The following is an 18,155-nucleotide window of genomic DNA, read 5'->3' on the forward strand; positions in this document are numbered from 1 at the left end:
CATTCGATTGTTGATTGAGGGGAAGGAAACGGATGTTCCTGCTCTCCAGAACGGTTCATGGTTTCACTACGGTCGCTATCCACTGTGGTCCTTGACGGCCACATGGCCATCGGCATCCACACTAACCTCGTAACTGTTGTAGTTGAACACCACCTTCCCCAGAGATGCCTTCCCAGCGAACACTTTGTCCAACGCCTCGGGGTCAACTACGTCGTATAGTGGCGGCGTTAATTCCGTAGGTGGAGTATCCTCCACGGCAGCTACTGCATCTATGACTGCCTGACTCACGCTCCGCTCATCTGTCTCGATGGTCTGAACCTGGCTCATCGGAAACGACTAGGCCAGCGCATCGGATAAACATATCGGGTATTTGATAATAACCACAGGGACTTAAATAAGGTCTGGAAATCAGCCAGTATCGTCCTCGTTCGTGAATTCTTCTCCGAAGTGATTGTAGGGAAACGCTCGAACCCGCTTCAGCATATCCAGGCGCTCGATATCGACTCCCAACTCACTCATCTCACCGATACTCTTCTCGATCTCTTGCTTGTTCTGCCCGACTAACTCAATTGAGAGATTTGCGTTATTCGTTAATAACTCACTGACGCTTACTACACCAGGGACGCGAACGAGGTCGTCAACGATCTCCTCTTGGTCATCAATTGGAACCGTCGCAATGACGAGCAAGTGATGGCCCATCCCCGTTTGCTCGTAGTCTATCGTCGGGTGATACCCCGTGATAACGCCGCCCTCTTCGAGCTTATTGATGCGATTGGCGACCGTACTGGACGAGACGCCGACCTGTTCCCCGATGGCGTTCGTCGTGTTATTCCTGGCATCTTTCTGTAAGAGATACAGGATGCCTTTGTCAACCGAATCAAGTTCCTCTGAGGCCATGGACAAGGACCGTAAGGGAGCCACCAACAAGGGGTTTCCCTTGATTCGCTCAGTATACCACCTTTACTTGCCGATTTAGCCGCCCCAATTTCAGGACTCATCCCGAATAAAGAAGCCCCGCTGGCACTACTGGTAGCGTTGTTCGTCCCCCCGGGAGGGGTGCGGGGCGATCCAGTCGCGGTCGCCCCGTGAGGTGATTGCTCGATGGGACACCGCGCACTCGTTGCGTATGAACGCACAGACGGACAGTACACGCTCCACTACAGCCATTGGGGCGCAGCGAACCTGAAGCTCAAGCACCGAATCTCGGCTGAGTCGCCGTTCGGTGGCGACGACACCGACTCCAAGTGGGCGAAACAGCTCCTCGCAGAGCTTGCCGATGGCCTCGAGGCAGAAGCCGTCGACGGCTACCTCGCCGGCGAGGCTCGACCGTCGACGGTCGTCGAGCCGAAGCCCCGCGCTACCGGGCTCACCCTCGACGAGATCGTCGCTGACCATCTCGACTATCTCCACCACGAGGCGTTCTTCGTGGTGTCGACGACGTTCGAGGTGACCGCCTATCGGACGCTGTGGTTCGGGCTCCAGTACGACTCGGAGACGGTCAAAGAGGGAGAGACGGTTGGGAACGGCGCGCTCGCGACGGTGCGCTGGTACGACGGCGAGCCGGTCGGCGACGGCCACCTGCAGGGACAGTTCGCGGCCCTCAAAGACGTCGTCGGCGACATGCTCGACAAGGGTGTCTTCACGCCGTCGACGGCGAGGCAGTACCTGAAACGGAAGCTGGCCGAGCGAGTCGGAGACCGACAGGAGCTGCTCATTCCGACCGGAGAGTCACCCTTCGAGAAGGCGAGCCTGAACCACTCCTAGTTCGATCTGCTTCGTGGCAGCTGCTGTTTTTCAGGGGTCGGAATGGGTGAGCCCCGCCGTAGGCTCGTGATTCGATGACCTCAGACGACGATCCGTTTCACGACTGCGAGTTGGATCCCGAGGCGATCCTCGGGACACACACCTTCGAAGACGTCCTGTTCACCGACGAGACGGAAACCCCGGTGAACGTGCTGACCGGCGAGACACCGGCACATTCGCAAGCAACCGTCGAGGAAGCGAAGGAGTTCGCTGCGAGTATCGACACAGAGACGCCCCAGATCGCGCTTCCCGCTTCCGTCGAGTCACAGGTCGAAACACAGAGCAAGCCCTACACGGCGGCCGCGTTCTTCCACTTCAAGGCAACTGGCTCGCTCGCACGCCACCGTGCTTACCACGCCGCCTACGAGTCGGACGCGTTCGCGGTCGACTTCGAGGCCGACTACGAATCGGGCGACCTGACCATCACTGTCGAACGAGCGGACGAATCCTGAGAATCCGCCGTCACGAGGAGAGTTTTTCGAGCGCCGGCAATGGGTGCCGGCGCAGCTGGTGCGAGCAACGAAACCCGGTTCGTCGGCGTTTCGAGGTGTTCGAGATGCATATGGTGATTTACGCCCTCGTAGAGGCATCGACGCACGACGACGCCCTGGCCACCGGAAAGACGGTGTTCGACCGCCTGGTCGGCGCGGACCCACACGCCGGCGCCGTCTTCGATTACTATGTGACCTTCGACGAGAAGGACACGTCCGTTGCGGGGAAGGCGCGATGGGGTGAGTTGCCGACCGCGGCCCCTGTCGACTCCGATGACGGCCAGGACCTGCTTGAGCGTGGCTGGGAGGCGACGAAAGAGGAGTTCGAGCGCAACCTCGACCGGGTGAGGGAGGTACTTGACGAACTTTCCGATGGGGAGATCATGCGCGACGAAGATCTCGCTCGGCACGCGTTCCACCAGGTCGGCGCCTACGACGGGCCAACGATCTTCCTGTACAACGAATATGCGAACGGTATCCGTCACCGTGAGCAGCTGGATCGAGTGCTGGAGGAGAGCGAAGAGCTCTGGATCGTGCCCGCCGACGTCCACTTCTAACAGATGTCCCGGATCACAAATTGGAAGCGCGAGAGCCGCACGCCCACACTCGCATACCGGAATACCGAGACCGGAGCTCGGGCTGTCTTACACCGAGTACCGGACTCGTACCGCTACAAATGGCGTGGCGTAATCCTCGTCGACGGCTACCCAGTGTGGTCGCGGGGGTACGAGACGAAGGACGCGAAATCGTTCCGTGACAAACTCCGGGCACGGCCAGCGCCCGAACTGAGTTGTCCCGAGTGTCCGAACAGCGACGTGGCAATCGGTGGGAAAACAGCTGACTGCGCGAAGATTCAGCGCTGGTTTGAGTGTCGGAGCTGTGGGTACGAAACGCCCTCGCGAATCGTGTACGGCGCCGAGCGCTGACTGGTGGGAACGTATCTTCGGTGACGTTTATTTTCGGCCGGAATGGGTGGCCCGTCTCAATTGGGCCAGATCCACAGATGAGTCTGGAAGTCATCGACCGCCACAGCGAAGCACTATTCGAGTTCCTCTGGTGTCCGGTCTGCGGGCACGAGGTGTTCCGTCACATTCCCTTCGAGGGAGTGTTCTGCAAGAACTGCAATACGCAGGTCAAACTGCAAGAGTCACGGGAATCACGCGGCTACGAAGAGGCCGTTCTCGCCTGCTTTAATACCGCCACGACCTGGAATCTCCACGTCGACGAGAAACTCCGTCGCGATCTTCCGGATGGATCGGCGCGGGTGAAGGTCCTCGGCGCACCGGGCGCGTACCAGGTCGACTGGTGGAGTCCGAAGCCAGATGTGGACTGGATACCTGTCGAGCGCAGAGAGTTCGCCGACGTCGAGGAACCTTCGGAGGTCTCTCACCTAGCGTAACGAGAAAATTTTCGTTGTGAGAGTGAGAGGGCCACTTATTCGAGTAGGGGGTGTAGGTAAGAGTGTATGCCTGAAGAAGGCCTGTTCAAATCTGAGAGTGCCCAGAGCCGAGACGAAATCGCGTCGTACCTCCGGAGCGTCGCCGAAAAACTCGAACAGGGAGATTCGATCACCCTGAAGACGGGGGCAGAGTCCGTCACAATGGACCCTCCCGAACGTCCGACATTCGAAGTCAAAGCCGAACGGGAAGGGCCGGCCGATGGCCCTGGAGAGCTGAGCATCGAGTTCGAACTCGAATGGGATGAGAACAGTGAGAGTGCTGAAGGAGGAACGGGGAATCTGGAAATCGAGTAAGTAGCTGGCATCAGTGTTTGTGGTGCGCCGGTGATGGGCGCCGGCGCACTCGTGCCGAGCGGGGACCGGGCTACACGGCGGCGACGTTCGTGTTCCTCGACAAGCTCTCGACGGTCGGCCTCTATCTGGATGACGACCCAGAGCGAACGATCGACGCGGCTCAGCCAGCGGATCTCCTTGAGCCGTCCAACATGGAGCACCTCGACCAGCCGCTGTTCCTGCTGGGCCACAGAGTCGAGGATCCAGCTGACGGCATTCACGGCGACGAGGAGTTCCTCTACGTCGTGGAACTCCCGACGGAGAACCCGTTCGACGAGCCGACCGAGTGGACAGTCAAAGTGAGCGGTCACTCCGTGTTCCCCCGCTGAGACGGCCCAACGGACGAGGCCTTCGAGCAGGCCAGCTGGCAGTTCTACGGGTCGCTTGAGGACGCGCTCACAGAACTGGTTCGGGACGAAGCAGTCGTCAAGTAAAATCCCAAATCGTATTTATATAGTTAGGATTTAGAAAGACCCAGATGATTACGAAGGCCGGACTCGCCGTGCTTGACGCGCTGAGTACCGGCCGTGAAGCAACACCGAAGGAACTCGCGGCTGAAACCGAGTACTCACGAGAACATTTGTACGACGTACTCGACGAATTGCTCGCAGCGGGATTGCTCGCAGAAAACCGTGGCCCCAGCAATCAGCGTCGAGTCCGCATCGCGGGACATCCCGTCGCCGAAGCGTATCGAACGCTCCAGTCGGAGTTCAGCCACGTAGACTGGACGGAACTGCTCTCCCCAGCCACCCTCCGCGTGTGTTGGTATCTCGATAGGCCACGACACATCGCTGATATCGCAGACCGGCTTGGAATCACCCGACAAGGTGTCCACAGCGCGTTATCACCGCTCAAGCACCGAGCATTACTCTCCAGATCCGATCCGAAGTACGCCCTCCGGGACGAGGTCTCGCCGCTGTTGGAGTTCGCTCGGGCCGCCATAGAGCACGAACATCGAGCACGAGTCCGGGAAATCGCCCCCAGCGCCACGATCGCGTGGTGCGATCCGAAGCGATCCCTCGTCCGCGTACAGACCGCTGAGGATACGGACGCGCTCCAAGCAGCTCCAGGCTGGGAGATGACCGGACTGGGCCGGTTTGCAGCGTATGGTCTACAGTTTTTCCTCGCCGGCGAGCCTCCGTTCTGGTATGCTCCAGACGAGGAGCTAACGCCTGCTGAAGCCGTGTGCCATACGCTCCTTCTCGATAGCGGATCCCGACGGGTCAGCTATTCGATGCTGCTGATCGAGACGCAAGATATCGATCAAGAAGCACTCATCGAGACCGCACGGTGGTACGACCTGGAACCTACTGTGGACGCGTTGTATCGGCCACTTCAGGGTGACTACGACAGGACAGATGATCTGCCAGTCATCCTTCCAAAGAAGGACAAATATATGGCACTCAAAGAGCAGTACGGAGTCTCGTAACAACAACGCCCGCAGCCCCGCGGAAAATTGCGACGGATTAGATGATGCCGCCGATCACGAGAACGCCGAGGACGATTAACAGGGTCGCAACCACACTCCCGCCAGCCAGCAGCTTGTTCTCCATTGCCTTCTCGTGGAGTGGCATCTCGGCGTACTCCTCTCGGAACGCCTCGAGGTTCTCCTCGTCGTAGAAGTACTTCGCAGCGCGAACCGTTCAGTCACTGCACAGCCGGTACAGACCGGCTCCCCTTCGAGCCGTTCGGTCTTGATGTGGGTGTTGCAGGCGATCGCCCCGCATTTCGGACAGTAGGTGTACGTCTCGTCGACGCCGCTCGTTTCGCAGTGGACGCACCGATGAATCCCGTCCTCCAGAGTGACCCGTGAGGGGCCAGCAGCATAGTATTCGTATGGATACGAGTATTCCAGAATCTCTGTCGTCTGCCGAACCTCAGGTAGATACACCGGCTCAATCGATTGCACTGAGATGTCCGAGAGATTCGGCTCACACGTCTTGTTGTAGGTGACGTTGTTGTCGCCGGTGTAGGTCACCGTCGTCGTGTGGTAGTCCTGGAGGCGGTCAACAGCCCACTCCTTGTACTCCGTTTGGGTCTGGCCGAACCGTCGTTCCTCGACGTCGTCGAATACCTCGGTAAGCTGCCCGGTATCGAGGGGAACCGTCGCGTGGAAGTTCTCGGTGACCAGCGTCGAGACATCGTCATCGGCCACCTTCGGATGGCCGCGTTCAGCGTGGACAACGAACTGTGTACGGTCGTTGATCCGGTGGATGACACCGACGGAGGTCTCGAAGACAGCGTTCGTGTCGGCGGTGATCGCGACCACCGGCCGAAACGTTACCTGCGAGCGCGGCACCGGCAGATTCGCGGCCTCGATGTGCTCGATGTCGCGGAACGCCTCCTGGACAGGTGCGTCGACATCCGCCGCCGGGTCGTACGGCCGTAGTGTCTCGTCACAGAGGATCTCGATGCGGCCGTTGTAGAGATCGAGACCGATCTCGTCGGCGATCTCCCGGAGGTCCTCGCCGTCGAGCAACTCGATGGGATGGGGATCATCGCTCTGCTGGAGACGCTGGGCGTACTCCTGAGCGGGATTCGTGAACCGACCCGTCGTGACGACCATCCCGCGTTTCGGGCCGTCGAAGTCGGACGTCGCGATCGCCGAGTGGAGCTTCTGGACGACTGGTCGCCCGACCGTCCCCGTGTGCTTGCACTCCACGATGATCGCGCACCGGGTGCCGTCGACGACCTCCTCCATGATGACGTCCCGCCCCTCGTCGGCGGTTCGCTCGGCCTGACGGACGTTCTCGTACCCGAGATTTCGGAAGACGTCCTCTATCACGTCCTCGAACTCAAACCCTGAGAGATCGTCCAGTACAGCCATTCCGATATACCTGGACAGTACGTTGCAACTGTCAAATACGTTGCCGAACGCAGCCCCGCCCTGTTTTTGAACCCCCGAGAGGGGTGCGGGGGTGATCAAACGAGCCTCCCGCGAACCAACCTATGAGTGGAATCAGCGACCCACGTTCGCGCGTACAGTCACGGACCTCGGCTGATCCCGACGTCATCTACGTCGGTTACCGTCGTCGAGGCCGCACCATCGTCGAGAAGCAATCGGACCAAGAACAGCTCACGCCAGATCGGAGTCTCGAGCTGGCGAATCACAGTCCTTCGGGCTTTGAATGGGGATATGGTGGGAGTGGGCCGGCGCAACTCGCACTCGCCCTCCTGCTCGATTACACTGACAATGAGGAGGTGGCACTGGCGGAGTACAAGGCGTTCAAGACCGAAGTGGTGAGCCAGCTAGAGTGTACAGAACCCGACAACTGCTGGCGACTCACCGGACACGAGATAGATACAACCCTTCGTGAGATAGTCGACGATCCAGTCGCACCGTCCGTCAACTAACGATCACAGAGACCTATCAATGTCAGAACACACCCAGCAACCTCGTACGAGCGCAGAATCGCCGCAGAGTGAGCGTCAGGCACCAACCGAGTACGTCGAGCGAAGCGATGTCGGCGTCTCACAGAACTCCAAGGAGGAAGCCAACGGCTTTAGCCGTGATAGAAATCCGACAACCCTCTCCACAAACCAAGAGCGGTCGCAGGTCAACTCCCCATTTTAATCCAAGTTATTATAAAGAATTAGTCTAATATGTGAACCACGGATGGAGGTGATTCGCACTGTCCAAGTCAAACTCGACGTCCCCGACAAACGGTGCGAGGACCTCCATCAAACCAAAGACCAGTTCCTCCACTGTGCGAACACTACAGCAAAGTGGGCGTGGAGACACCCGGACGATTACTGTATAACCTCAAAACAGAAAGCTGAGAAAGCCCTCTACGAACGACTCCGTGGCGAGACGAAGTTGACCGCGAACCTCGTACAGAAGGGGATTCGACGCGCGATCGAGGCCACGAAAAGCGGTGTCGCTCGCCTCAAAAAAGGTGAGAACACGAGTCAACCACACTTCGATGCGTGGAGCGTCGTCTATGACAAACGCTCTGCGACGTTCCACCGCGACCACGTCTCCCTTTCAACGGTGAACGGTCGTGTTGAGTGCGACTACGTGATTCCTAACAATCCAGATGGAACACCGATTGGCGAGTATCTACTGAACGAGGACTACGAGTTTCGAATGTCCACGTTGCAGTACGACCGCCATTCAGAGTCGTTTTATCTCCATGCGCGGATGCGCCGAGTCGAACACGACGAGCAAGAACAGTCTACAACTCCTTCTTCCGACGTTCATCAGAACGTGTCGCGTCCTGAGGACGCCAAGCACCGAACAGTCCTTGGCGTGGACCTGAACGTGGACGGCTCGCTCGCGGTAACTTCAACGGGCGCGTTCATCGGAAACGCCAACGAGATGAATCATCGACGCCGAGAGTTCGAGAAGACTCGCGGTTCGATGCAACGGACGGGGACGCGATCGGCGCACCTGGCGATTCAGTCGATGAACGACCGCGAACATCGCTGGATGCAAGACAAATTGCATCAGGCTTCGACTCAGATTCTCGAAGAAGCTCGTGACCGCGGCTGTACACATATCGCGTTCGAGAACTTGACAGATATTCGCAAGCGGATGGCTGGTGCGAAGCGATTCCACGCGTGGGCGTTCCGTCGTCTGCACCAATACGTCGAATACAAAGCAAAGATGTTTGGCATCGAGGTTGAGCAGGTGAGTCCGGCGTACACGTCTCAGCGGTGTTCATCGTGTGGGTTTACCCACGAGACTAATCGACGGTCGAAGCACCAGTTCGCGTGTCAGAAGTGCGCGTACGAACTGAACGCGGATTATAACGCGAGTAAGAACATTGCTTGGAAACTGATGAAGCGACTCCACTCGGGGCAGACGTCTTCGAGTGGAGGCGCACCCTGTCAGTGTGCGCTGACGTCAGGGACGTTGAACCTGAATGGCGAGTTCCATGCCTACTCTATTACAGAGTCAGAAGGGGAGTCCACTGACAAGCCCACGGCTTAGGTCGTGGGTTACTGACTCACCGTCAAACTCACTCGCGGTACTGGCACCCGCGACCAAGACAAGATTACGGCCAAAGTGAAGGGTAAGACGCTTGAAGACGCCCGCGAGGATATGGAAACCCTCCGCGAGTATATCCACGACCTCGCTGAGGACACTCGCCAGATCCAGCCAGCCGACCCACACGAATAGTACTTTTTTTGACTATTGCACAGAATTGTGTAACCATAGAATGTACGAAGTGTGCGGTGAGAAGGAACTCAAGGTCATCCTCGCGCTTGACCCGGGCGATTCCATCTCAGGCGTCGCACGGAAGACCGACGAGAATCGGGAGACGATCCGTCGCGTCGTGCATCGCCTCGAGGAGGCGGGATACGTCGCGTACGACGATGGACTCCATCTCGTCGATCAGACAATCCGAGACGCCGGTCTCGAGTTCCTGAAGGCGGCAGCAGACACCTCGCCACCGTCGATCTCAGAGGCGTACGTCCTCCCGCAATTCGCGGGGATGGAGTATGCTTATACCGGCATCGATGCGGTCTATGTCTGGACTCGCGGTGGCTACCAGGTTGCTCGCGACCCGGGGGATTATCCGCTGTTCATCGCCGTCCAGGAGTCCGACCTCGACGCCTGGGTGGCATTCTTCGACCGGTTCAGGATCCCGACTGCAGAGGAGCGTCAGTCCGCTGACGACCTCGATGGTTCGATACAGGTGATCTTCGAGCCGCGGCCACAGATCGAGGCCGAGATGGTCGACGGACGGCCCGTCATCCCACTCAAAGAAACCGTGGCGTTCGCAAACGAGCACTACGCGCACTTCCAGTCAGCACTCGACATGCTCGGCCGCATGTACGACAGCGTCGACACTGACGCGAACTACCGTCCAACTAACGTAGAGTTCTGACAAGGAATTTCTTCGACCGGGAGTGGCCTAGCAGCTGTTTTTGTCGCCTTGAGAGGGCAGAGGCGAACAAAATGAGCGACTCATCGAATCTATCCGTCGAACCAGACGGTCTCACACCGGAACAGCGTCTCGAACCACCAAACACCCGACTCATCAACGCTGGTATCGCGACTATTCATAACATGGAGACACTCCGAGCCTGCGTCGCCTACGAGAACGCGAATCAGCAGCGCATCCAGATCCTCCGCCGACTTGAACAGCGGGCCAGCAAAATCCGCTCACAGGACGACTAACGGAACATTCGGGGATGTCTGTCGGAGCCTTAGTGAACTGCCTCGGGGTCAAGCCCGAGGCTTCCCGTGGGTTAGTCGGACACTCCCACGCGACCATCGGCCTGATAGCCTCGAACAGTCGGGTGGGTCACGGTCGGGGCGTCCACGGCCCCCGATGCCTGCCGTCGCACCTTCCGAACAACGGGAAGGCTGTTGAGAACAGGCACATTTCGATTCAGTTCCTCCAATCCTTTCTTCGCGATATTCACTGCCGCGTTCCGGTCAGCGTGGTCTTGCCGACCACACGCTTTGCAATTGAACCGCTTCTTCCGACGATTCGACCGAGCCGTATGCTCACACCCCGTAAAAGAACACGCTTGACTGGTGTAAGCCGGGTCGATGTCATCGCTCGGAATCCCTTCGAACGCCGCTTTGTACGCAACGAAGGAACGGAGTTTGTGAAACGGCAACGAGTGCAACCGACGGTTCATCCGAGTGCCGTAGTCAATCGAGTCTCGCATGTGCTTGAGGTCTTCAAACACAACAAGCGGCGACTCGAAGTGCTGAACCCACTCCACGGTTCGTCGGGATACTTGGTGAAGTTGGTCGTGAATGTATCGTTCTTCCTTGTCCTCGAACACGCAGTCAAACGCTGTCTGCCCCGCGTTCTGCATTCGTTTCCGCATCGTGAAGTATCGGTGGCGCTCTTGCTTGATTTCCGGGTATCAATGACCACGGAGTCAATGATGTCGTCTTCGTGGAGCGCAGCGAGTGCTATACAGTCCTCGTTGATGTCCACTCCCACGACGGTTTGAGCGTCGTGTTTGTCTTGAACTGTAGCTTTGAGATGGGTGACGTTGACGTGGAGTTCGTGGTTGCCGTTACGAGCCATCGCTTCAGCGGTTCCGACTCGCCATTCGTCACTTTCGAGGGCTTGTTTGAGGAGTTCGAGGGTATCGGGTGCGCCACGAAGCGTGCCGTCCACCGGGTTGTACGGCTTAGCACTAATACGGTAGTGTATCTCGCTGTCTTTGAGTGTGAGGGTGTAGCCTTCAGTGAAGTTCATCCGCAACGGGTACGGTCCAGTTTTCTCGTGACTGGGCATATTGTAGTCGTCGCGGTCGTAGAACTGCTGAAGTGCATCAAATGCCTTGGCGATGATGCGTTGGGTGGTGTTCTTTACAAGGTCAGCTTCGTCTTCAAGACGTGGCGAGATGTCGTCCCAGTCCACCCCATCTTTCGCTAATTGAATGGCCTGGTTGTACACCCATCGGGCTTCGTGGTACGCGTCGGAGAGAAGTCGCTCTTTCTTGGGTTGGAGTTGGAAGACGAGTGTCTTCGTGAGCGACTTCTCCATACCTTAATCGACGGACCCAGGTGTTGTAAAGGTATAGATTAGTGTTGATAGGTCAGGCGTTGCCGGCATTCACCCTCGGGTTCAAGCCCCGAGGCTCTCTGCCTTGACCACCTGTATATGAAGGATCGAATGATTGACCCACCGTATTAGGGATTAGAATATTATAGTTCAGACTATTATAGTCTGATTCCTAACTTCGGAGCACATATGTATCTCCCACAACGACTGGGAGTATGGACCAGTTCGTCAATCGTATCGATGAACTCGATCGGTTGCAGACCCTCTATGAGAGTGGCACTGCAGAACTCGCAATCATCTATGGGCGGCGCCAGATCGGCAAGAGCGAACTCGTCCGCCAATCGATTGCCGACCGCGACGAAGCCGTGTACTATCAGGCAGTCCAAGGAACAGCGACGACACAGCTCAGGCGGTTCGTCGAGGCCGCAGCGTCGACCTATCCCGACATCACGGCCGTCAAAGAGGAGTGGGAACCGCTCTTAACGTATCTCACCGACAGAGACGCCATCATCGTTATCGACGAATTCCCGTACCTCATCGAATCGAACGGGGGACTTCCCTCTGTCATTCAACATCTGTGGGATACAGCTGTCGAAGAGAGTCAGGCGACGCTCGTACTCACAGGCTCTGCAATCGGCATGATCCATACCCACGTCCTCGATGGCGGTGCGCCACTCTACGGACGGGTATCCCAGACACCGAATGGCCGCCTCGAACTCACCCAGCTGCCGTTTCGCTCCATCCAAGAGTTCGTGCCGACGTACGATCCCGAAGAACGGGTGTTCGTCTATGGCGTCTTCGGCGGTACACCCCGATATCTCAGCCCGCTCGATCCATCACAGAGCTTCGGAGAGAACATCACGCGGCTGCTGTGCGACCCGGATGGCCCACTCCACGACGAGCCCGAAACCGTCCTCCAGATGGAGCTCAACGAGGTGAACACGTATTTTTCGGTTCTGGAGTCGATGGCCAGCGGGAACCGCAGTCGAAACGAGATCGCCCAGGGAGCCGGCATCGAGAGCACCAACACGTCGTACTACTTCGACCGGCTGGAAACCCTCCAGATCATCGAGAAACATCATCCGGCACTCGCCGATCCGGCGCGCAGCAAGCGGACTCGATACAAGATTCGAGATCCCGTATTCCGGTTTTACTTCCGGTATCTCTACGGCCGCGAGGGACAGTATGAACTCTACGGCGAGAACGCCTATGCAGATCTCATCGAACCGGAATTGCCCGACTTCGTCAGCGAAACGTTCGAATCGCTCTGTCACCAGGCAGTGCCGGCGCTCTATGCAGACTACCAGCTCACACAGGTGCCAAGCCAGTGGTGGTACAAGGGCCAGGAAGTAGATGTCGTCGCACCAACTGACGAGTCAACGCTGATCGCTGGCGAAGCGAAATTTACCAACACCCCCCTCGGCTATGACGTGCTCGCGGACCTCGAAGACGACGTGGAGCAAATCGATTGGACACCCACCGGAGGTGGTGAGCCGACGTATGAATTCGCCTTGTTCAGCCGCTCCGGGTTCAAACGCTCCGTCGAGGAAGCTGCAGACGAGCGTGATGATCTCCGGCTATTCGATCTCTCCGATATCGTTGCCATTCTCGAGAGTGGAACCACCCATTAACGCCGGAGGGTAACAGCTGGGGATAGTTTTTCTCCCCCAAAGGGGTGCAGGGGAATCAAACGTACCCCCAGAGGCGAACCAAATGAAAGAAACCAACAAGACGTCAGCGTGTCGAATAACGATCACTCTCGAGAGCGCCGAGCTCCCCGTCGACGAGCAAGTCCGCAACGCGACTCTCACCAAAGGATGAACAGGCAACACTCAACAGCATTCGGCACCTGATGGATCAGAACAGTTCGGGACTATGCATGCTGTTTGGTTGTGCTCCCGAGGTATGGCAAGACGTGATGAGTGAGTACCACGCGTTCAGTGAGCGAATTGGGGAAGAAGTTGCTCTGAAACCCCTCACAAGTGAGAACCCCTATGAGTTGGTGCGTGATTATCTAGATCAAGAGAGAGTGTCTTCTGCTGATAATGAAGGGATAGAGCCATTCTCTGAGGAGGCGTATGTTCTCCCGCAGTTCGCGGGGATGGAGTATGCATACACTGGCATCGATGCGGTCTACGTCTGGACCCGCGGTGGCTACCAGGTCGCTCGCGACCCAGAGGACTATCTTGATACAGTGAGAGAATTCCGGCCTCCCCGTGAGTGACGAGTGTTCTGACGCTCTGTCGGAACCGAGGAGCGAACAGGGAGGGAGAGAATCGTGTAATTCCCGTGTCACACTTTCCGTGGCTGTTACCAGACTGAATGCCCAACGTAAGTATTTAGTGTGCCAAAAACGTACAAATTCTTGTGCGAACTGAGATAGATATGGAGCGCGGTGGCGACCTGCACGAGCGGGTCAAAGAGTACGCTCGTGAGAATGGTATCCGCCATCCGCGAGCCTACCGCGAACTAATTGAACAAGGGTTAGAGACGGATGGCCTTGTTGAAACCCTCAATCGGTGATAGTTCTCTGAACCCGTGCTGACGAAGAGCGTAGACCAGCAGTGGGTCGGTATCGCTTCACACGAACTGCGAGGGAACCGCTTGGAAGCGGATAGGCAAGGTTATGACGCTGCTGGTGGTCGGTAGTTGATTCTCTCGGTCGTTCGTCGAACGTGACGACTCCGTTCTCGGCGAGCGTCGGGGGACACGCGTTTACTACTTCGTAGGTGACGGTCACTTTGTCGGGTGTGACTGCATCCGTCTCTTGGTCGATGATGTGCTCGATAAAGGCATCAAGCGATGCAGTTCTGTCGTCGGCGTCCGCTAGGTAGTCGATGAGTGTCTGCGACCATTTATCTGCATGGAATTCGCGGTCGAATGCGGGCATTGGTGGGTGGTGGCTGTTGCGGAACGAGCGTACTGTGTGATGCGTCCCGCGCGCCAGCCACGCGAGGAGAACGAGGAGACTGTCTGTTCGTCCGGTATCCCGGCTCAAACGGCCCCTTCATGATCGGAGCACGAACGAATAGTGTGCAGTCGGGGTTCCGTCCCTCATCATTGCGCCAGAAACGAATATACCCGTGCTACTTTGCACCGTGTGATGATTTGCCTCAATCTGGCCACCCAATTCTGCCGCGTCCTCAGACGCCCCGGTGACATCACTAGTCGAGAACGTCGGGAATGGCGACTCATTCGAGCGGTCAATAAATGGAGAGTATGAAAACGCAAATCGGCCGTATTCAGCATTGAAAACCCCCGTCCCGACGGGTATAGGCGGAATTATTATATTCTCTAGTCTTCTCTCTCTCTGTCATGGCAGGTGAACCCGACTCCGACGAGGTAGTAACATCCGATGCCTCCGCGTCACCGGAAACGCAACTGCCGCCGCTGGACATTTTGGAGATAGAGCCGGTGTACGAGGTATTGGCGCACTCCCGACGGCGCTACCTATGCTACACGCTTCTCGAAGACACCGAATGGTCGCTGACTGACTTGGCGACGAAAATCGCCGCGTGGGAGAACGACGTTCCTGAACACACCGTAACAGAAGACCAGCGTGAAGAGGTGTACGCCTCGCTATACCACGCCCACGTCCCGAAACTGGTTGACGAAGGCGTGATTACGTTCGATGAAGCAACCGAGACGATCACGACCGCCAGACACGCCGACCAAGTGTTGACCGCCCTTAAAGGGATAGGTGCCAGCCTCGACTCGGAGCAGGAAACGCACGCCCAGAGTGACATGGATGAGCAAGAGGGCTGACGAGAGTACGATGGCAGAAGACGACCTGACCAGCAGTGCCAATACGCACGGGACGCAGGTAGCACAGCGGCAATACGAACACAATGGCCAGGGGGAACTCACGACCGCAATCATCTACGCCATCGCAGAGGCCGACGGCGTCTCTCTGAGCGAGGTGAAATCGCCACCGCTGTACGACTCCGTGGACGTACCAGCGATCGAAAAGGCGTTCTTCGGGCCGAACGGAGCCGGGGATTCTCGGCAGGGCGTAGGGACTGTCGAGTTTCAGTACTCCGACTACCTCGTGAAAGTCCAGAGCGACGGATGGATACGGGTGTACGAGCCGACCGAAGCAGACCACTCGTAGAACGTCACTTCGGAGCCACTGCGTCCTCACACGCCGGATACTCGGCCGGCCACGGTGTTTGCGAGGCAATCTTTTACTCGTCGTCGTTCCTCGTTGGCTTCGCTTGCGGATGCTCGCGCGGTCAGCACTAGGCCTGTGCCGAACGGCCGACATCTCATCGTTACTGGCCGGTGCAACCGATCTTTTTCCGGCAAGGATTCCGCGCGAGACACGCGCTATATTCAGCAGTCCTTTCGTCTCGGAATCACGGACATCCGCCGTCCTCGTGTGAAACATCGAGGCTTCGCTCCAGATTGTGAACGAGGCACTTGATAACGAGTTCGCGGAACTGCTTCCACCAGCGGCGTGACCGGACGAATGCTCCGAATTTCTGTTTGATCGCCGCGTTGACTGTCTCGTTCATGTTCCGCCTTCGGTAGAGATCGCTGTCCAACCGTGCATTCCATGCCTTGTGGAGTGAGGTGAACTCACGATGCTTGATGAGTGGTCGAATATCGTGATTCCAGGTGACCTGCCGGAGCGTCTGGTCATCATATCCCTTGTCACCAGCCAGGATTGCGATGGATGCTGCGTTCCGTTTCACCACCTGTGGCGCAATCTGTGTATCGAGTTTTCGTGTCGTCGTTACGTGAATATCGAGAACGGCGTTGGTCGCTGTATCAACCAACAGCGTTGTCTTCAACTGCCGAATGGTGAGGTTCGTTCGCTTCGTGTAGTGAGTTGAGGCATGCGCTCGCTCAAACCCGGACGCATCGATGCTGGTGACACCGTTCAGTGGCAAGTCAGCAAGCGAGATATTCAGTAACACTCGCCAGACAGCCATCTCCAAGCGGTCGAAAGCTTTGCAGAGTGTCGATGGTGCAGGGATCGAATCGAGATCGAGGGCGTCACGGATGCGGGGCATCTCGATGAGTTCGTCAACGAGGTCGCGGTACGTGGTCGTCTTCTTCACTTTGAGACAGAGGAGGACAACGTGTTGTCGGAGCGTGAACCGCTTCCGTGAATAGCGACTCGAAAACCGTGCCACAGCACGACGAGCCACTACCATAGCCCGTTCAACGAATCGAAGAAGCCGTGACTTCGGGAGAGCATCCATCTCCTCTCTATCTACTCACCTGTCGTGTTTGTCAGCAAGGGTTTCAACAAGGCGAGAGGAACCAAGTATCAGCCGTCTTGGTTCTTTTCTTCACACGAATACTTTTCACCGAAGTAAGGACCTTTACGAACTACATTGTCCTCTCTGTTCCAACTGACTAACCCAATATCCTCTAATTGCTCAAGGGAGTAGTCTCTGAGTTCGAGGCGGAGTTTCGCTACGTCTTCGTCGGCAGAAACAGGGTCGTCTCGGAATAGATCATTGGATCTGTTGTGTGAAGTCATTGGCTTAACATAGAGAGGCCGTATGCACTGATAAATGCTTGCGAATCTTACTCTCACCCATACTTTTGATTAACTGAGATACAGTCAAATAGTCGCTCATTCGCACAAAATCGACCAATACAACCACTCAACAGCACAGCATGAGCTGATAGAAATTAATTCGGGTGTGCTACGATTGTAGTAGGAAGAACAATTTCCACGTCTGGAATATCGGGGTCATCATGATAAAGCGGATACGCACCACTCTCTATCTCAACACCGTTTTCATGTGCCTGTAGGATAGCTTCATCCAGAGTGTGACTGAGTTCTTCCTTCGTTGTTGGTCCAGATGTATTCATTATTAGCCCTACGTGGCAAAGACGGATAATCACACTGCATGGTTCACAAGGGTACGCTATATTTGCAGTCTTCCTCGACCGGCTGATTTAGACGAGATATGTCTGAAGGATAGGATTTCAACAGAGCCATTTGGTCAGGAGTTGCGTCTGTGCCCGGTTATACCGTCTGATTTCTACTACCTGCGCAGGGGCAGAAGCTTGTAGTCGTGAGAAGACGAATAAGAATATAATGACAAAGATCGCATTCGCCTGCGTCGGAAACGCGGGTCGGAGCCAGATGGCGACAGCGTTCGCGGAACGAGAGCGTGACCGTCGTGGATTCCAAATTGACATCGTCACAGGAGGAACTGACCCCGCTGAGAGTGTCCATGATGAAGTCATCGAGGCACTCCAAGAGAAAGGAATTACTATTAGCGACCACTCTCCACGCAGAATTACCGCAGAGGACGGTATGGATGCAAATTACATCGTGACGATGGGTTGTTCCGTCGATCAATTCCGACCCAATGAGTGGAACGGTGAACATCGTGTTTGGTCACTAAATGCATCTGAGACGAGGGAGCAACGTGATGAAATTGAACAACGAGTCGCTCACCTATTCGATGAGATTGAGAATTGAGACGCACTTAACGTGGGATTCTGATTCGGATACAGAACGACGAATCGTATGGGAGTATCTCTACCGAGTCTCGAAGAATGTAGTGGCATATTCGCAGCTCTCATCGACCGGCTGTTTCAGGCGAGAATATATCTGAAGAA

20 protein-coding genes and 6 pseudogenes are annotated in these 18,155 nt (G+C 56.6%); 19 read left to right on the forward strand and 7 right to left on the reverse strand.

All coding sequences use genetic code 11. The features are described from left to right. Window positions 1–75 precede the first annotated feature (75 nt). On the reverse strand, window positions 76–327 hold the full coding sequence (locus PSC72_RS25035) for a HalOD1 output domain-containing protein (protein ID WP_274326363.1): 252 nt from the start codon (window positions 325–327) through the stop codon (window positions 76–78). An 81-nt stretch (window positions 328–408) separates the two neighbouring features. Further along, window positions 409–897, reverse strand: coding sequence for an Lrp/AsnC family transcriptional regulator (locus tag PSC72_RS25040; protein ID WP_274326364.1), 489 nt, complete (start codon window positions 895–897; stop codon window positions 409–411). Between the two features lie 204 nt (window positions 898–1,101). On the opposite strand from PSC72_RS25040, the gene PSC72_RS25045 reads away from it, so the two are divergent. The 8 genes and pseudogenes from PSC72_RS25045 (at window position 1,102) to PSC72_RS25080 (ending at window position 5,515) form a co-directional block, all read left to right on the forward strand. Beyond that, the gene (locus PSC72_RS25045; RefSeq protein WP_274326365.1) at window positions 1,102–1,764 is read left to right on the forward strand and encodes a DUF6735 family protein; all 663 of its coding nucleotides are present in this window, start codon (window positions 1,102–1,104) and stop codon (window positions 1,762–1,764) included. A 74-nt stretch (window positions 1,765–1,838) separates the two neighbouring features. Next, on the forward strand, window positions 1,839–2,255 hold the full coding sequence (locus PSC72_RS25050; RefSeq protein WP_274326366.1) for a hypothetical protein: 417 nt from the start codon (window positions 1,839–1,841) through the stop codon (window positions 2,253–2,255). Between the two features lie 104 nt (window positions 2,256–2,359). Further along, window positions 2,360–2,851: a hypothetical protein gene (locus tag PSC72_RS25055; protein WP_274326418.1), complete on the forward strand. Its 492-nt coding sequence runs from the start codon at window positions 2,360–2,362 to the stop codon at window positions 2,849–2,851. A 3-nt stretch (window positions 2,852–2,854) separates the two neighbouring features. After that, entirely contained in the window at window positions 2,855–3,220 is a 366-nt protein-coding gene (locus PSC72_RS25060) for a DUF7568 family protein (protein ID WP_274326367.1), read from the forward strand. A gap of 77 nt (window positions 3,221–3,297) precedes the next feature. Further along, window positions 3,298–3,693 carry a DUF7567 family protein gene (locus tag PSC72_RS25065; protein WP_274326368.1) on the forward strand — a complete coding sequence of 132 codons (396 nt, stop codon included), beginning with the start codon at window positions 3,298–3,300 and terminating at the stop codon, window positions 3,691–3,693. 66 nt (window positions 3,694–3,759) lie between these two features. Further along, a complete protein-coding gene (locus tag PSC72_RS25070) occupies window positions 3,760–4,047 on the forward strand; it encodes an amphi-Trp domain-containing protein (RefSeq protein ID WP_274326369.1) in 288 nt (95 codons plus the stop codon). Between the two features lie 47 nt (window positions 4,048–4,094). Beyond that, window positions 4,095–4,520 (forward strand): annotated as a pseudogene (locus PSC72_RS25075) (hypothetical protein); the annotation flags it as partial. Window positions 4,521–4,564: 44 nt separating this feature from the next. Next, window positions 4,565–5,515, forward strand: coding sequence for a MarR family winged helix-turn-helix transcriptional regulator (locus PSC72_RS25080; protein ID WP_274326370.1), 951 nt, complete (start codon window positions 4,565–4,567; stop codon window positions 5,513–5,515). A 37-nt stretch (window positions 5,516–5,552) separates the two neighbouring features. On the opposite strand, the pseudogene PSC72_RS25085 reads toward PSC72_RS25080, so the two are convergent. Then, a pseudogene (locus PSC72_RS25085) lies at window positions 5,553–6,913 on the reverse strand (restriction endonuclease). Window positions 6,914–7,035: 122 nt separating this feature from the next. Between PSC72_RS25085 and PSC72_RS25090 the strand changes: the two are divergent. The 5 genes and pseudogenes from PSC72_RS25090 to PSC72_RS25105 all read left to right on the forward strand — a co-directional run bounded on the left by PSC72_RS25090 (window position 7,036) and on the right by PSC72_RS25105 (window position 10,213). After that, a complete protein-coding gene (locus PSC72_RS25090) occupies window positions 7,036–7,440 on the forward strand; it encodes a DUF6166 domain-containing protein (protein WP_248652987.1) in 405 nt (134 codons plus the stop codon). Between the two features lie 262 nt (window positions 7,441–7,702). Further along, on the forward strand, window positions 7,703–9,019 hold the full coding sequence (locus PSC72_RS25095; protein ID WP_248652988.1) for an RNA-guided endonuclease InsQ/TnpB family protein: 1,317 nt from the start codon (window positions 7,703–7,705) through the stop codon (window positions 9,017–9,019). Window positions 9,020–9,034: 15 nt separating this feature from the next. Then, window positions 9,035–9,208, forward strand: a pseudogene (locus PSC72_RS25760) (DUF7389 domain-containing protein); the annotation flags it as partial. Window positions 9,209–9,248: 40 nt separating this feature from the next. Next, entirely contained in the window at window positions 9,249–9,920 is a 672-nt protein-coding gene (locus tag PSC72_RS25100; protein ID WP_248652989.1) for a helix-turn-helix domain-containing protein, read from the forward strand. Window positions 9,921–9,991: 71 nt separating this feature from the next. Continuing rightward, window positions 9,992–10,213, forward strand: coding sequence for a hypothetical protein (locus PSC72_RS25105; RefSeq protein WP_248652990.1), 222 nt, complete (start codon window positions 9,992–9,994; stop codon window positions 10,211–10,213). A 71-nt stretch (window positions 10,214–10,284) separates the two neighbouring features. On the opposite strand, the pseudogene PSC72_RS25110 reads toward PSC72_RS25105, so the two are convergent. After that, window positions 10,285–11,549, reverse strand: a pseudogene (locus PSC72_RS25110) (RNA-guided endonuclease InsQ/TnpB family protein). Between the two features lie 233 nt (window positions 11,550–11,782). Between PSC72_RS25110 and PSC72_RS25115 the strand changes: the two are divergent. The 3 genes and pseudogenes from PSC72_RS25115 to PSC72_RS25125 all read left to right on the forward strand — a co-directional run. Next, entirely contained in the window at window positions 11,783–13,198 is a 1,416-nt protein-coding gene (locus tag PSC72_RS25115) for an ATP-binding protein (protein WP_274326371.1), read from the forward strand. Between the two features lie 158 nt (window positions 13,199–13,356). Beyond that, window positions 13,357–13,644, forward strand: a pseudogene (locus PSC72_RS25120) (BREX system ATP-binding domain-containing protein); the annotation flags it as partial. Then, window positions 13,627–13,752, forward strand: a pseudogene (locus PSC72_RS25125) (RNA polymerase subunit sigma-70); the annotation flags it as partial. The pseudogenes PSC72_RS25120 and PSC72_RS25125, both read left to right, overlap by 18 nt. A gap of 327 nt (window positions 13,753–14,079) precedes the next feature. Here PSC72_RS25125 and PSC72_RS25130 read toward each other — a convergent pair. Further along, window positions 14,080–14,457 (reverse strand): hypothetical protein, encoded by a 378-nt coding sequence (locus PSC72_RS25130; RefSeq protein ID WP_248652992.1) that lies wholly within the window; start codon window positions 14,455–14,457, stop codon window positions 14,080–14,082. 425 nt (window positions 14,458–14,882) lie between these two features. Here PSC72_RS25130 and PSC72_RS25135 point away from each other — a divergent pair, with 425 nt between their 5' ends. Together PSC72_RS25135 and PSC72_RS25140 are read left to right on the forward strand one after the other, a co-directional pair. After that, window positions 14,883–15,332 (forward strand): DUF7344 domain-containing protein, encoded by a 450-nt coding sequence (locus tag PSC72_RS25135; protein WP_248652993.1) that lies wholly within the window; start codon window positions 14,883–14,885, stop codon window positions 15,330–15,332. A gap of 10 nt (window positions 15,333–15,342) precedes the next feature. Continuing rightward, a complete protein-coding gene (locus PSC72_RS25140; protein ID WP_248652994.1) occupies window positions 15,343–15,678 on the forward strand; it encodes a HalOD1 output domain-containing protein in 336 nt (111 codons plus the stop codon). Between the two features lie 244 nt (window positions 15,679–15,922). Here PSC72_RS25140 and PSC72_RS25145 read toward each other — a convergent pair whose 3' ends face one another. Both PSC72_RS25145 and PSC72_RS25150 read right to left on the reverse strand, forming a co-directional pair. Beyond that, window positions 15,923–16,774, reverse strand: coding sequence for an IS5 family transposase (locus PSC72_RS25145; RefSeq protein ID WP_248652995.1), 852 nt, complete (start codon window positions 16,772–16,774; stop codon window positions 15,923–15,925). A 68-nt stretch (window positions 16,775–16,842) separates the two neighbouring features. After that, window positions 16,843–17,058 carry a hypothetical protein gene (locus PSC72_RS25150; protein ID WP_248652996.1) on the reverse strand — a complete coding sequence of 72 codons (216 nt, stop codon included), beginning with the start codon at window positions 17,056–17,058 and terminating at the stop codon, window positions 16,843–16,845. 567 nt (window positions 17,059–17,625) lie between these two features. Here PSC72_RS25150 and PSC72_RS25155 point away from each other — a divergent pair. Next, complete coding sequence (locus PSC72_RS25155; protein ID WP_248652997.1) at window positions 17,626–18,015, forward strand: arsenate-mycothiol transferase ArsC; 390 nt, start codon at window positions 17,626–17,628, stop codon at window positions 18,013–18,015. Window positions 18,016–18,155 lie beyond the last annotated feature (140 nt).

The sequence above is a fragment of the Halosimplex aquaticum genome (assembly GCF_028747785.1).
GTDB lineage: Archaea > Halobacteriota > Halobacteria > Halobacteriales > Haloarculaceae > Halosimplex > Halosimplex aquaticum.

Coding starts and splice junctions, on each gene's coding strand:
- PSC72_RS25035 (WP_274326363.1), bottom strand. CDS start 327: ATGAGCCAGGTTCAGACCATCGAGACAGATGAGCGGAGCGTGAGTCAG.
- PSC72_RS25040 (WP_274326364.1), bottom strand. CDS start 897: ATGGCCTCAGAGGAACTTGATTCGGTTGACAAAGGCATCCTGTATCTC.
- PSC72_RS25045 (WP_274326365.1), top strand. CDS start 1,102: ATGGGACACCGCGCACTCGTTGCGTATGAACGCACAGACGGACAGTAC.
- PSC72_RS25050 (WP_274326366.1), top strand. CDS start 1,839: ATGACCTCAGACGACGATCCGTTTCACGACTGCGAGTTGGATCCCGAG.
- PSC72_RS25055 (WP_274326418.1), top strand. CDS start 2,360: ATGCATATGGTGATTTACGCCCTCGTAGAGGCATCGACGCACGACGAC.
- PSC72_RS25060 (WP_274326367.1), top strand. CDS start 2,855: ATGTCCCGGATCACAAATTGGAAGCGCGAGAGCCGCACGCCCACACTC.
- PSC72_RS25065 (WP_274326368.1), top strand. CDS start 3,298: ATGAGTCTGGAAGTCATCGACCGCCACAGCGAAGCACTATTCGAGTTC.
- PSC72_RS25070 (WP_274326369.1), top strand. CDS start 3,760: ATGCCTGAAGAAGGCCTGTTCAAATCTGAGAGTGCCCAGAGCCGAGAC.
- PSC72_RS25080 (WP_274326370.1), top strand. CDS start 4,565: ATGATTACGAAGGCCGGACTCGCCGTGCTTGACGCGCTGAGTACCGGC.
- PSC72_RS25090 (WP_248652987.1), top strand. CDS start 7,036: ATGAGTGGAATCAGCGACCCACGTTCGCGCGTACAGTCACGGACCTCG.
- PSC72_RS25095 (WP_248652988.1), top strand. CDS start 7,703: ATGGAGGTGATTCGCACTGTCCAAGTCAAACTCGACGTCCCCGACAAA.
- PSC72_RS25100 (WP_248652989.1), top strand. CDS start 9,249: ATGTACGAAGTGTGCGGTGAGAAGGAACTCAAGGTCATCCTCGCGCTT.
- PSC72_RS25105 (WP_248652990.1), top strand. CDS start 9,992: ATGAGCGACTCATCGAATCTATCCGTCGAACCAGACGGTCTCACACCG.
- PSC72_RS25115 (WP_274326371.1), top strand. CDS start 11,783: ATGGACCAGTTCGTCAATCGTATCGATGAACTCGATCGGTTGCAGACC.
- PSC72_RS25130 (WP_248652992.1), bottom strand. CDS start 14,457: ATGCCCGCATTCGACCGCGAATTCCATGCAGATAAATGGTCGCAGACA.
- PSC72_RS25135 (WP_248652993.1), top strand. CDS start 14,883: ATGGCAGGTGAACCCGACTCCGACGAGGTAGTAACATCCGATGCCTCC.
- PSC72_RS25140 (WP_248652994.1), top strand. CDS start 15,343: ATGGCAGAAGACGACCTGACCAGCAGTGCCAATACGCACGGGACGCAG.
- PSC72_RS25145 (WP_248652995.1), bottom strand. CDS start 16,774: ATGGATGCTCTCCCGAAGTCACGGCTTCTTCGATTCGTTGAACGGGCT.
- PSC72_RS25150 (WP_248652996.1), bottom strand. CDS start 17,058: ATGACTTCACACAACAGATCCAATGATCTATTCCGAGACGACCCTGTT.
- PSC72_RS25155 (WP_248652997.1), top strand. CDS start 17,626: ATGACAAAGATCGCATTCGCCTGCGTCGGAAACGCGGGTCGGAGCCAG.